The following is a 12,373-nucleotide window of genomic DNA, read 5'->3' on the forward strand; positions in this document are numbered from 1 at the left end:
GTTATGCAGTTTTAAAAGAATATCAATCTAGTTCTTTAGTTTTTCCACTTCTGCTTCACGAACTAAAAACATCGGAGCCAACACCAAAAACATAACACTTACAAAATAAAAAAGCAGTGCAACACCTGTATTTTCAGGCGCTTCGTTTCGCTGCATCAACCCCATTAAAAATATTCCGACGGCAATTAAAACCATCGTATACATGGATAAAATCGTTGCAAGCACTTTATGGTCTTTGTTCACAAAGCTCTTCACTGTTCGATTTTTAAAATGGTGGGAGATTAAGTTTATAGTAATGGTTGCTGCTAACAGCATCCAAAAATATACGGTTCCAAATAACAGCTTAAATAAAGGGGAGATGGCGAAAAAAACAATGCCCATCAACATGATATAAACTTGAAACGCGTAATACTTCACCATGTCATGCTTGTACTTCGTCCATAAAAAATATAAAATACCTAAAAAAACGAACATGAAACTGCTGTTGATGATAAGCCACACCCCTACTGTCTTTTCCGGAATGAAACTTGAAACGACCATCATGATAGAGAATAAAAAAAGTGTCATGCCTAGACGGTGATCTGCCGCGACTGGTTTTTCTAGGGTGGTATGAGATGAATTGATAACATTAACTTTCTCCATTAATGCTTCCTCCTTGATTTAGATCCCAACGTAAATTTTATGTCTCTTTTATACTAACAGATATTGGAATTATTTTACTGAACTAACCAATATTTTTAAATGTCGTTTTTCATTAAAAACGGATTTAAAGAATACTCAAAAACAGCATTTTGAGCTCTCTTTCAACCCGCTTTCTTGCTATAGAAATAGAAATATCAGCCTTGTCCCGACAACGGCGACAAAGATGACTTTCTTTAATATTGAATGCGCTTCCATTTAACCTCTATAATTCAAGTAAGAATAAAAAGAGCAGCTGCTCTTTTAACAGAAAGGATGAATGAGATGAATCAAGCGACGATGAAAGTACATGTCCAAAAGTTTGGCAACTTTTTAAGCTCGATGGTGCTTCCGAACATCGGGGCATTTATCGCTTGGGGATTGATTACGGCATTGTTCATACCGACGGGCTTTTTCCCGAATGAACGACTCGGCACAATGGTCGGTCCGATGATCACGTACCTGCTTCCCCTGCTGATCGGCTATACAGGAGGACGGCTGGTTTATGAACAGCGAGGCGGCGTCGTTGCCGCAATTGCCACGATGGGAGTTATCGTCGGCGCACCAGATACACCGATGTTTTTAGGGGCCATGATCGTTGGACCGCTTGGGGCATTCGTCATCAAAAAGTTTGACCAATTGATTGAAGGCAAGATAAAGACCGGTTTTGAAATGCTGGTCAATAACTTTTCTGCCGGTATTTTGGGAGGCGCAGTTGCAATTCTTGCATTTTATGGCATCGGACCGGCAGTCTCTGCTTTAACAGAAGTCCTCGTGTCAGGAGTAGACTGGCTGCTGGAGGCAGGCTTATTGCCGCTGACGAGCATTTTGATCGAACCGGCGAAAATCCTGTTCTTGAATAACGCCGTCAACCATGGCATCTTGTCGCCAATCGGCTTAGAGCAAGTCCAACAAAACGGAAAATCTCTCTTATTCTTGTTGGAAGCAAACCCAGGACCAGGTCTTGGCGTACTGCTTGCCTTCATGGTATTCGGCAAAGGGATTGCGAAACAATCTGCACCAGGAGCAGCAATCATCCACTTCCTAGGCGGTATCCACGAAATTTATTTCCCTTACGTACTGATGAAGCCGATGTTGTTACTAGCAGTTATTTTCGGCGGAATGAGCGGTGTCTTCACACTTGTATTGATGGGCGGAGGCTTGGTAGCACCAGCTTCACCAGGAAGCATTTTGGCGATTGCGGCAGTGACGCCGCCTGAAGGAATGGCGTATGTCGCCAACTTCACCGCAATATTCGTGGCAGCCGCGGTTTCCTTCCTGATTGCATCTGTCGTATTGAAATCAAGCAAGGAAACTGAAGAAGATATTGACGCTGCGACAAAGAGAATGGAAGAAATGAAAGGCAAGAAAAGTTCAGTTGCCGGCGCATTAGCGGGAACGACAGCCACGGCTGCAGGCGTTTTCCCAAGCAATGTGCGTAAAATCGTCTTTGCGTGTGACGCCGGTATGGGGTCAAGTGCCATGGGTGCGTCTCTGCTTCGCAAGAAAGTGAAAGAAGCGGGGCTAAATGTTCACGTAACGAACACCGCCATTAGCACAATTCCTAGCGATTCTCAAATCGTCATTACACAGGAAAAGCTGACGCCGCGTGCGCAGCAAAAAGTGCCAGATGCTCATCACATTTCCGTCGATAATTTCTTATCAAGCCCGGAATACGATCAATTGATCAACAACTTGGACAGCGGCGTTACAGAACAGCAAGTCGGGCTTGTGGAAGAAAGCGAAGCGGCTGCAACGGGAACGCCTCAGCCAGCTGATGACGACCAATTGCTGCTTGAAGAAAACATTTTCATCAACAAGAAATTCAGCAATAAAGAAGAAGCGATCCGCTTTGCCGGTGAAGTGATGGTGAAGGCCGGTTACGTTGAACCTTCTTACGTCGATGAAATGTTGAAACGCGAAGAAATCACGACAACTTATATGGGCAATAACGTGGCCATTCCACACGGCACGGAAGAAGCCAAAAAAGCGGTTATCAAATCAGGCTTTACTGTTGTTCAGGTTCCAAATGGAGTAGACTTTAATGGAGAAAGCGCAAAATTGATCTTTGGCATCGCGGGCAAAGACGGCTCGCATTTAGAGATCCTGTCAGGAATCGCCGTCATTTGCGCGGAACAGGACAATGTAGATGAAATGGTGAAAGCCCGCACCGCTAAGGAATTATTAGCGATCATCAATAGAAAATAAATAGCAAGAACGGAAAGGCGGGGATACCTGCCTTTTTGTTCTATTTTGCATTTCTCGCTCTTGAAGAAGGAAAACTTAAAAGTGAAGTGAGTGAGATTGATGTATATCACATTTAGGGAAAAATCCATCACAGAGTTGATTGTCAGAACATCGGGGAAGCATACGGTGCACTCGTTATCCACCTACTTAAATGTCAGTGCGCGGACGATTCAGCGAGATTTGAAATCGGTTGAGAAGCTGCTGAAGCAATTCGATTTGGTTGTGAAGCGCAACGCGAGCGAGGGCCTCTTTATTGACGGGAACAACGAACAAATCTATCGGCTGGTACAAAGCTTAATCAGCGTCAATCCGACTGATGAAAGGCCCGAAGAACGAAAGTTGAGTTTGCTGATCATTTTGCTGCACGAAGGTCCTTCTTTCAAAAAGCAGGTGCTCGCCAATGAGTTGGGCATCAGCACGGCCACGCTGACATCTTATTTGGATGATTTGACGGAGTGGCTGCATAAGTTCTCAATCAGGCTGTCCAGGAGGAGAGGCGTCGGCGTGGAAGTGGAGGGGCAGGAAGCCCATAAACGCCATGCATTGGCTAGTTATTTCCTTGTCACCTTTTATGAGGAGCTTGTTGAAAGCTTGTATTTTCTTCAGCAAGGCAAGAATTCGGAGGACAACATCCTGGGCTATTTTTCACCGCATTATTTGTCAGTGGTCGATCAGTTGGTGAACCAGCACATCAATCAAAAGCAGACGCGTTTGGCCGACAGCGATTATATCGGTTTGGTGGTCTATTTCTGTCTGACGCTGCAGCGGACGGAACAGCGTTTCTTGCTGGAGCCGGCCGTGCTGGCGAATGAATTCAGCAGCGAGTTTCAATTGATGGATGCGCTCGGCGATGAATTGTATAGCCAGCTTGGAGTCCGCTTAACTGGGGAAGACCTCCATTTTTTGTCGATGATCTTAAAAGGCTCGAAAGTGCAGGCAGCGGACATGGTTTATTACGACAGCGTCTTGTTGGGCAAGCTGATCAAAAACCTGATTGGCGATGTATCATCTCAGCTGCATGTCGACTTGACCAATGATTTTTCGCTTTACCAAGGGCTTCTCGCGCATATGGGACCGTCGATTTTCCGCTTGAAACAAAATCTCGAATCGTTCAACCCGCTGACCGATGAAATCAAGCGGAAGTATCCAGTGTTATTTATGGCGGTGAAGCAAAGCCTGGAGAATGAATTCAAGGACATTGAATTTCCAGCCAATGAAATTGCCTATATTGTCCTGCATTTCGGTTCGGCATTGCTCATGAACGAGGAAAAGGTCCGCATCGATGCGGTGGTCGTCTGTCCAACAGGCATCGGAACCTCGAAAATGCTGGCGAGCCGCATTCAAAAAGAGCTTGCCGAAATCAATTCGGTGGAAATCTTATCAATCAATGATTTTCAATCAGCGCATTTCCAGGATTACGATTTGGTGATTTCGACAATCCGCCTTCCTGTAACGGATGTGGATTACATCATGGTCAGCCCGCTGCTCAGCGACAAAGACATCGGGTCTATCGAAAGCTACCTGCAACGCAACATTGAGAAAATCACCAGCAAAAAGCAGTATTTAGTTGTTGAAAAACCGGGCGAAAGAGATAAAAAGAAAAACAGGCCGAACGTCCAGAAGCTTCTGCGGGAAATTAAAGATGTCCAAAAGAGCATGGAAGCGATATTAGCGAATTTCAAAGTGCTTAAGCATCCGCAAGCGGCTGACCATCGGACCGTACTCGCGGATGTGCTCGCACAAGCGGAACGCGACGGGCTTGTGAAGAGCGCAGATGCCGCAATGCGCCAATTAGACGACCGGGAATCCAAAGGCGGGCTGGGCATTCCGGATACCAATATGGCTCTTTTCCATTGCCGCGATGAAACCGTTCAGGAACTTTTATTTCAAGTGGTGCATTTGGATACGCCGTGCCCGGTCAAAGGAATGGACGGCGGGCAGGTAGAGATGCGCAACTTGCTGCTGATGCTGGCGCCGCTCGACATGACCGACCGGGAGCAGGAAATTTTGAGCCTCATCAGTTCGAGTTTAATCGAAAGCGATGCGGCAATGATGATTTTTTCTTCGTCGAACGAAAGCATGATCCGAAACAAGCTGGAAGATGTATTTTACGAATACCTACAAAATAATTTGATAAAGGACTGATGACGTTGAAACAAGCCGTTCATTTTGGAGCAGGAAATATTGGCAGAGGTTTTATCGGGGCGTTGTTTTCCGAATCCGGCTACCACGTGACATTCGTGGATGTTGCCGATGAGGTCATCAATAAATTGAATGAAGAAAAAAAGTATCACGTGAACATGGCTCAAGCCCAGCCAGAAAGCGTAACCATTGAAAATGTCTCGGGCGTCAACAATATGAAAGACGAAGCGGGAGTTCTCGAAGCGATCCGCAGCGCGACGTATTTGACGACTGCGATTGGTCCGAATATCTTGCCGCGGATTGCACCGATCATTGCGAAAGGCATCGCAGAGCGTCTTAAAGCGACGGATGAAAAGTTGTATGTCATCGCTTGTGAAAACCAGATTGGCGCAACGGATATTTTGAAAGGCCACATTTTGGACAACCTGGATGATGCGTCAAAAGACAAACTTGAAGGCACCGTCTATTTCTTCAACTCTGCGGTCGATCGGATTGTTCCGATTCAAGAAGGCCACTCTCTAGATGTTCTTGTAGAACCATATTTCGAATGGGTTGTGGAAACGGCAGAAAACATTCCGCCGGTCACAGGCATGACGATTGTGGAAACCCTGGCACCGTTTATCGAACGCAAGCTGTTCACTGTCAATACCGGCCATGCCGTTATTGCGTACCTTGGCTCGCTTGCCGGCAAATTGACGATCGACCAAACCTTGGCCGATCCAGAAATTGAAAAACAAGTGCAGGAAACGCTGAAGGAAACAGGCGCATACCTTGTGAAAGAATACGGCCTCGACGAGCAAGAGCATCTAGCTTATATCAATAAAAACATTGAACGCTTTAAAAATGCGTTTTTGAACGACGGCGTGACGCGCGTAGGACGAGCACCGATCCGGAAACTGGGACCGGATGACCGTTTGATCCGCCCGGCGACACAAGCTCAAAAAGCAGGATTGCCATACACTTATTTGGCCAAGGCGATTGCTGCAGCGTTGGCATTCAACAATCCGGAAGATGAAGACGCAGTGAAAATCCAAGCGATGATCAAAGCAAACGGCCCGGCTTCTGTCTTGAAAGAGATAAGCGGACTGGATGAAGAAAGCGAAATCACTCAAGAAGTGGTTCGCCAGTATGAGGCTTTGTAGAGGAATTTAATGGATACTTGTGCCGCACACTATTCCTAGGTGATTCTGACAATGCACGACTATTTATATCGTATACACCGCCGCTCCCAGCGAATTAGCGTTCCGAGGAGCGGCGGTTTTTTATTCATGTGAAAAAGTTGTGCGGAATTGTGCCGGAGACAGGGGCTGCTGGAATAATGCGCTATATAGTAAACTGTAAGCAAGTGGCATAAAAGACGGGAGTTGGTTGTATGGAATGTAGACTTTTTCACGACAGTGACCTCCACGGATGCGCTGAAACATTCGTGAGCGTTTTCAATGAGGCGCCATGGAACGATGAATGGGAGATGGAAAAAGCAACGAAGTATCTGCAGGACTTTTCCCGGACTCCAGGATTCATCGGGATTTTGGCAGTGGAGGGCGAAACCATTATTGGCTTTCTCTTTGGCAGCAGCAGAAAATGGTGGAGTGGAGATGAATTTTTCATCAATGAAATGTGCGTCAAAGGCAAGCAACAAAAAAAAAGGCGTGGGGAAAGCTCTCTTGAAACAGTTGGTGGATGAAATGGGCGACAGTGCGGTCACCAACATCTCCTTGTTGACGGATCGCGGGATTCCGGCGGAAGAATTCTATAAGAATAATGGATTTGAAGAGATAGAGCGGCTCGTGTTTTTAAGCCGGAATGTGGATTAAAGAGATGCAATAAATTGAAACCGGTCAACAAAAAAATGAGATTCCAAGGCATACAATCTACCTTGGAATCTTATTTTTGTTTACGCATGTACATAATTTTCTTTATTGGCTTTTGAAGTCCATTGAAATCTTAAACTTTCAGCGCCCCGCGGAACCCGCGTGCGGCATAATAGGAATCGGCGCCGTTGTGGTACAAGAAGACGCGGCCGTAGCGGAAATCGCAGAAAAGGGCGCCGCCGAGGCCCCTGACATCAGCAGGTGTCTGCACCCAGCTCGACGTTTTCGTATCGAACTTTCCAAGCTTCTGCAGCGCGCGGTACTGCTCTTCCGTCAACAGCTCGATGCCCATATCCGATGCCATACCGACCGCGTTGTTTTCAGGTTTATTTTTCTTCCTTGCCTCCAGTGCTTCCGGATCGTAGCAAACGCTTCTGCGGCCATTCGGGCTTTCCGCTGAACAATCATAGAAAATATATTCATCTTTCGCTTTATCATAATCCACAACATCCGGTTCTCCGCCCGTTCGTTCCATTTCATGAAGCGACCACAGCTTTTCAGCATTTGCTTCCAGCTTGGCTTGAACTTTAGGCCATTCCAACCATTCATGGCGAGTTATGTTTTTTTCGAAACGTTCTTTCAATCCGCTGAGTAAGGCTTCGCGTTGTTCTGATGACAAGCTTTTTTGAGTACTGCTCTTTGCCATAGTTGTTTCCTCCTCATTATTATGGTTCACAACCGTAATGATTCAAGTATACAGAAAAGTCGGTTCTCTGGGGAAAAGAAGTAACCGATTCAGGATCGAAAGGTGGAACTGTAGGCGTTAGAAGGTAGATGCAATATTATGGCAAGATTCGGGAATACGGGTACAAATGGCTGTGAACATTTCGACTCGGTGCGCTGCTTTCACTTAACCTTACAGGATGACAGTTCTTGATTTTGCTGTAATTTTTTTTGCACGGTCCATATAATTTAAAGGGTTATGCCACATTATCTAGAAGTTGAACGTAGGAGGTGAAAAGATGAAAAAGTATGTCATCCAGTATTCTTTAGAAAAAGGGCTAGCGGTGGAACGGACGGTGGAAGCAGAATCGAGAGAAGATGTGGCCGCCATGGCATTATCGGAACAGATCGTTCAATTTGAAGATATTTTTGGGGAACTGAACTTATTTAACAAAGACGACATTAAACTAGTGAAGATAAAGGATTATACCGAACCTGTTAATACGACGAGAAGGGGTGGATGAAGAAGAGGGATCGGCCCGCTCAATCCAGCCTTTATCTTATTGGTTAAACCATTAAGTAGTGCTATATCATCGGCCAGTTCACGACTTCCGCGAGCAATGCTTCTCGGCCGGCGTCATTTCCCCCTCGTCAACTCCTTGCTGATTTTAAATGGGATTAACATTGCCGACAGTGGGTAAACCATAACTAATCATTTAAACAGGAGGGATCGGCAATGGCTAGAAAAGGTACAGCAGGACGAACGCCAGAAAAACAAATAGGAGCCCGCGAATCCGGAATTGACAAAGCGATCAACAAAACCAAGGAAGCTTTAGATGGGGATAATAAAGCAACGGATTATGAAGACGTCAAAGGAAAAGAAGAAATGGAAGATGCGAAAGAACATTCAAAAAAAGTATCGAATGAGCAGCCGCGCGATACCCAAAGTTAAAAGTAAACGCATGTTTTAAGGTTTAACCAGCCCCATATCCAAAAAGGCAGCCGCCGGAATCCCATTCCGGCGGCTGCCTTTTTTGTTATTAATGTGCCATCATTTCTTCCGCAACATCATCTCCATCCATATTCGATGGGTAAAACGTCGGCCAATTCACGACTTCATCGAGCAGTGCTTCACGGTCAGCGCCAAAGTATATATGATAATGGTCAGCATCGGTAGGGAAGATGGCATGGTCGCTGAATTGAATAAAGCGCGGCAGGCCAGTCGTTTCTTCTGCCAGTTTGAAGATGAAACGCACACCGCGGTTGCCGGCTTCGTATTCCAAGATCTCGTAACCGTCATATGTATAGCGGCCGGTTTGTTCCTTGCCGTTTTTGAAAAAGCTTACGTCGTCTTCTTGGATGATTAAGCGTTCGACATCCGTTTCGTAGCCTGCAGTGTAATAGTCCTTGTATTCCTCAGCGGTCATGTCATCTGAATGCGCGGCTTTGTCGGCAAATACGCCATCTAGGTCGCCGTTTTGAAGAAAGGGAAAGACCGATTGCCAGTCGCCTGCCCAATCGGAAAGCGGACGGTCAGCCACTAAACTGTCGTCAAAGTAACCAGCGTAAACCTGTGCTTTTTCGTCGCGTGTCAGGTTTTCTTCTGAGGCTTGTGCTTTTTTGGCTTCAGCTGAAACGGATGGGGCATCCAGTTCTGTCTCTTTGGAATCAGCGGATTGGCATCCAGCAGCGAGCAAGGCGGCAAGACCGACAACACCGCAGCCTTTAATCAATGAATATTTCATGGTAACACTCCTCTTTTTAAATCGTAATCATTACAATTTATGATTATACAGAGGGATTTATAAGAAGTCCAAAAAAAGAATATTTCGAATATGAAGAACCCCTATACTTCAAGACTTTCATCTCGAAACTTCAAAATAAAGTATATTATCTAAACCTTTAGTGCTGTTATAATGGAATCAGTTCGGTCGAAAGGAAGATAACATGAACTCCTACCATATTCAATCTGAAAGAGAAACTTTGTATTTTGTATTCTGCGTGCTGTCTAGCCTTTTGGTGTATGTGCTCGCGGCGGTGTCGATTTTCGGTATTGCGATCCTCCTCGTCATTCTCGTTTTCATGCTGTACGTCAACGCCATGATGCTCGGGTCGATCCGCGGCAACGGCGTGCGCATCCATGAGCGGCAATTTGGAGATATCTATAGCCGCGTTCAAGTATTGTCGAAGGAAATGGGATTGAAAAAAGTCCCCGACGTTTTCGTCATCCAATCGGAAGGTGCGTTGAATGCGTTCGCGACCCGCTTTTTAGGGCGCGATATGGTTGTTCTGTATTCGGAAGTTTTCGAATTGGCTCGTGAACAAGGGCAGGCGGAACTGGATTTCATCATTGCGCATGAATTGGCACATATCAAACGCCGCCATGTCTGGAAAAACATCTTCATCCTGCCAGCAGGCTTTATCCCGTTTTTGGCGCAGGCTTACAGCCGTTCCTGCGAATACACGTGCGACCGTCATGCAGCTTACGTGATCCGGGACGCGGATGCTGCGAAACGCGCATTGACGCTGCTCGGCATCGGCAAGAAAATGTACCTGGAAGTGGACGAAGATGCTTACCGGGAACAGATTGAAACGGAGTCGAACGGCATCGTATGGTTCAGCGAAGTGCTGTCGACGCATCCAAATTTGCCGAAGCGCATCCAATCGATTGAACAATTCTCCGGCAAAGACAGCTACCTGTATAAGCCGAACAACGGGAAAATCGTATTGGGCGCTCTGTTGATGACGGGTATTTTCACCGGCGTCTATATCGCGACAATCCTATTGTTTACTGGCAGCGGGTTTGTTTATTCACAATTGCTGCCGGATGATTTTTCTGAGGAATCGCTTTTTGCAGTTGAAGGCGAGACGCCGTTGATGAATGCATCTTTTAATGGTGATTTGGATGCCGTCGAAAAGGCGCTCGCTGATAGTGAAGATATCCACGCCAAGGACGCGGATGGTGCGGATGCGCTGATGTATGCGATTCAAGGCGGAGAAGCGGCAGTTGCAGAACGGTTGATCGAAGCGGGTGCAGAAGTCAATTCGAGCGATGATTATTCAACTGCGCTCGAGACCGCTGTCCTGTATGAAGATTTCGAGATGGCCACCCTGCTTATTGAATACGGGGCGGACCCGCTGATTACAAGTCCGGCAGGGACGACAGCGATTGACGCAATGGGGGCAAGTTCCGAAGCGGAGTTCATGGAAATGCTGAAGGAATAACGGTCGGCAGCGAAGGCTGGCTTAGAAAATGAAGGAAACGGCAGCCAAAGAGCTGCCGTTTTTTTCATGTAAGACTGGCAAGGTCTTGTCGAAATTTTGAACGCGGATTTTTCTGGCAAAGGAGTATCCGTTGCTTGGCTTCCTATACACACGGATCGCATAGCGGGAAGGTTGTTGTTTGGGTTCTGTTGAGTTTCTTCGTATGCGTGGTGCATGATTATAGAAGAGAGCTAGTAGTTATGACGCGAACTAAAATTCGCACAAGCATTAGAAGTTCTGTTGGCAGCCGATGATTCCGGCAGACTGCCAAAAGACTTTCTGCTTGCGGGGAAATAAAGCTTGCGTTCCCGTAGAGCCATCCCCTATAATTTGATCTATTGTGCCAAAGCTAGAAAAGGCGGAGCGGAAGATGCGCGGCCTTTTTTTAGTGGTTTTTTTCAGGTACCGAGTTTAAAAGGAACGGAGAATTTTAATGGACAAACTTTACAGCGCGCTGATCATTTTTGCAGGATCAGTTATGCTTGGATTCGCATTTAATATGTTTTTATTGCCGCATGAAATCCTATCGGGAGGCATCACGGGAGTCGCGATGATTTTCAGTTTGATGACACCGATCAATGCAGGGATTTGGCTGCTTTTGTTGAACATCCCGATTTTGGTGCTCGGTTGGATGAAGCTCGGCAAACTATTCATCCTCAACAGCGTCTATTCGGTTGCGGTGACTTCGGTCACGATGCTTTACATTCCTGTCATGAAGGTAACAGAAGATGCTTTGCTGTCGTCGGTTTTCGGCGGCGTGCTGGTCGGCATCGGCGTCGGTTTCATCATCCGCTTCTACGGCTCGACCGGCGGCTTTGATGTCGTCGGCCTGCTCTTGACGATGAAGCGCGACATTCCGCTTGGCTTCATGGTGTTCGGCCTCAACAGCCTCGTCGTCTTCATATCGGGCTTTATCTTTTCATGGGAGCTTGCGATGTACACGATGGCGTCCATTTACATCACCGGCCTTGTCGTTGACCGCATCCATACGCGCCACATCAAGCTCAGCCTTATGGTGGTCACCACCCAAGGCGATGCCGTCAAGCAGAAAATGCTGGCAAACCTTTACCGCGGTATCACAGTGACCGACGGCGAGGGCGCCTATTCTGGCAATAAAGTCAAGGTGCTTTACACGGTCATCACGCGCTACGAGTTGGCGCACGTCCGTCCCCTCATCAAGGAGATCGACCCGCACGCTTTCGTCAGCATCACCCAGACAATGGAAGTCATGGGCAATTTCCGCCGGGATGATAATTACAAGAAGAACCCGGAAACGTCTTACCGCGCAGCAGCGGAGCCAACTGAACAAACAACTTAAAAGGGTACAAACGAAACAGCCTTGCCGGCATTAATCGGCAGGCTGTTTTTTTTCGGCAATTTTAGAGCATGGCTTATAGCATATGTCTTTAGTGTCGGAATTATCTGATAAAGTGGTTTTCATTTCCTCTGGATGGGGTTATGATGAAAGTAAAGGAGGTGTGTGTCAGATGGAAGCGACCTTTGGGTTT

The 12,373-nt window shown here is 46.6% G+C and carries 12 protein-coding genes; 9 read left to right on the forward strand and 3 right to left on the reverse strand.

Features of this window, described 5'->3' with window-relative positions:
- Positions 1 to 27 precede the first annotated feature (27 nt).
- Positions 28 to 642, reverse strand: coding sequence for a hypothetical protein (locus tag AC4EHJ_RS12165; RefSeq protein WP_490975892.1), 615 nt, complete (start codon positions 640 to 642; stop codon positions 28 to 30).
- Between the two features lie 321 nt (positions 643 to 963).
- On the opposite strand from AC4EHJ_RS12165, the gene AC4EHJ_RS12170 reads away from it, so the two are divergent.
- The 5 genes from AC4EHJ_RS12170 (at position 964) to AC4EHJ_RS12190 (ending at position 6,881) form a co-directional block, all read left to right on the forward strand.
- Entirely contained in the window at positions 964 to 2,886 is a 1,923-nt protein-coding gene (locus AC4EHJ_RS12170; protein WP_490975893.1) for a PTS mannitol transporter subunit IICBA, read from the forward strand.
- A gap of 99 nt (positions 2,887 to 2,985) precedes the next feature.
- Positions 2,986 to 5,070, forward strand: a complete 2,085-nt coding sequence (locus tag AC4EHJ_RS12175; RefSeq protein ID WP_490975894.1) for a BglG family transcription antiterminator — start codon at positions 2,986 to 2,988, stop codon at positions 5,068 to 5,070.
- A gap of 5 nt (positions 5,071 to 5,075) precedes the next feature.
- On the forward strand, positions 5,076 to 6,209 hold the full coding sequence (locus AC4EHJ_RS12180; RefSeq protein ID WP_490975895.1) for a mannitol-1-phosphate 5-dehydrogenase: 1,134 nt from the start codon (positions 5,076 to 5,078) through the stop codon (positions 6,207 to 6,209).
- A gap of 230 nt (positions 6,210 to 6,439) precedes the next feature.
- Complete coding sequence (locus AC4EHJ_RS12185) at positions 6,440 to 6,751, forward strand: hypothetical protein (protein ID WP_490975896.1); 312 nt, start codon at positions 6,440 to 6,442, stop codon at positions 6,749 to 6,751.
- Entirely contained in the window at positions 6,732 to 6,881 is a 150-nt protein-coding gene (locus AC4EHJ_RS12190) for a hypothetical protein (RefSeq protein ID WP_490975897.1), read from the forward strand. Before AC4EHJ_RS12185 ends, AC4EHJ_RS12190 begins: the two co-directional genes overlap by 20 nt.
- Positions 6,882 to 7,011: 130 nt before the next feature.
- On the opposite strand, the gene AC4EHJ_RS12195 is transcribed toward AC4EHJ_RS12190, so the two are convergent.
- Positions 7,012 to 7,584, reverse strand: a complete 573-nt coding sequence (locus AC4EHJ_RS12195; RefSeq protein WP_490975898.1) for a DUF4256 domain-containing protein — start codon at positions 7,582 to 7,584, stop codon at positions 7,012 to 7,014.
- Between the two features lie 316 nt (positions 7,585 to 7,900).
- Between AC4EHJ_RS12195 and AC4EHJ_RS12200 the strand changes: the two genes are divergently transcribed.
- Both AC4EHJ_RS12200 and AC4EHJ_RS12205 read left to right on the forward strand, forming a co-directional pair.
- The gene (locus tag AC4EHJ_RS12200; RefSeq protein WP_490975899.1) at positions 7,901 to 8,125 is read left to right on the forward strand and encodes a hypothetical protein; all 225 of its coding nucleotides are present in this window, start codon (positions 7,901 to 7,903) and stop codon (positions 8,123 to 8,125) included.
- A 212-nt stretch (positions 8,126 to 8,337) separates the two neighbouring features.
- A complete protein-coding gene (locus AC4EHJ_RS12205; RefSeq protein ID WP_490975900.1) occupies positions 8,338 to 8,553 on the forward strand; it encodes a hypothetical protein in 216 nt (71 codons plus the stop codon).
- 88 nt (positions 8,554 to 8,641) lie between these two features.
- Here the strand turns inward: AC4EHJ_RS12205 and AC4EHJ_RS12210 are convergent, their stop codons facing one another.
- On the reverse strand, positions 8,642 to 9,346 hold the full coding sequence (locus tag AC4EHJ_RS12210) for a ZinT family metal-binding protein (RefSeq protein ID WP_490975901.1): 705 nt from the start codon (positions 9,344 to 9,346) through the stop codon (positions 8,642 to 8,644).
- Positions 9,347 to 9,548: 202 nt separating this feature from the next.
- Between AC4EHJ_RS12210 and AC4EHJ_RS12215 the strand changes: the two genes are divergently transcribed.
- Entirely contained in the window at positions 9,549 to 10,826 is a 1,278-nt protein-coding gene (locus AC4EHJ_RS12215) for a M48 family metallopeptidase (protein ID WP_490975902.1), read from the forward strand.
- Between the two features lie 472 nt (positions 10,827 to 11,298).
- The gene (locus AC4EHJ_RS12220) at positions 11,299 to 12,183 is read left to right on the forward strand and encodes a YitT family protein (protein WP_490975903.1); all 885 of its coding nucleotides are present in this window, start codon (positions 11,299 to 11,301) and stop codon (positions 12,181 to 12,183) included.
- Positions 12,184 to 12,373 lie beyond the last annotated feature (190 nt).

This window comes from Planococcus sp. TJ-301, from assembly GCF_058268475.1.

Bases quoted from the DNA above. Each gene is read 5' to 3' on its own strand.
- AC4EHJ_RS12165 (WP_490975892.1), bottom strand. From the start codon at position 642: ATGGAGAAAGTTAATGTTATCAATTCATCTCATACCACCCTAGAAAAA.
- AC4EHJ_RS12170 (WP_490975893.1), top strand. From the start codon at position 964: ATGAATCAAGCGACGATGAAAGTACATGTCCAAAAGTTTGGCAACTTT.
- AC4EHJ_RS12175 (WP_490975894.1), top strand. From the start codon at position 2,986: ATGTATATCACATTTAGGGAAAAATCCATCACAGAGTTGATTGTCAGA.
- AC4EHJ_RS12185 (WP_490975896.1), top strand. From the start codon at position 6,440: ATGGAATGTAGACTTTTTCACGACAGTGACCTCCACGGATGCGCTGAA.
- AC4EHJ_RS12195 (WP_490975898.1), bottom strand. From the start codon at position 7,584: ATGGCAAAGAGCAGTACTCAAAAAAGCTTGTCATCAGAACAACGCGAA.
- AC4EHJ_RS12200 (WP_490975899.1), top strand. From the start codon at position 7,901: ATGAAAAAGTATGTCATCCAGTATTCTTTAGAAAAAGGGCTAGCGGTG.
- AC4EHJ_RS12205 (WP_490975900.1), top strand. From the start codon at position 8,338: ATGGCTAGAAAAGGTACAGCAGGACGAACGCCAGAAAAACAAATAGGA.
- AC4EHJ_RS12210 (WP_490975901.1), bottom strand. From the start codon at position 9,346: ATGAAATATTCATTGATTAAAGGCTGCGGTGTTGTCGGTCTTGCCGCC.
- AC4EHJ_RS12215 (WP_490975902.1), top strand. From the start codon at position 9,549: ATGAACTCCTACCATATTCAATCTGAAAGAGAAACTTTGTATTTTGTA.
- AC4EHJ_RS12220 (WP_490975903.1), top strand. From the start codon at position 11,299: ATGGACAAACTTTACAGCGCGCTGATCATTTTTGCAGGATCAGTTATG.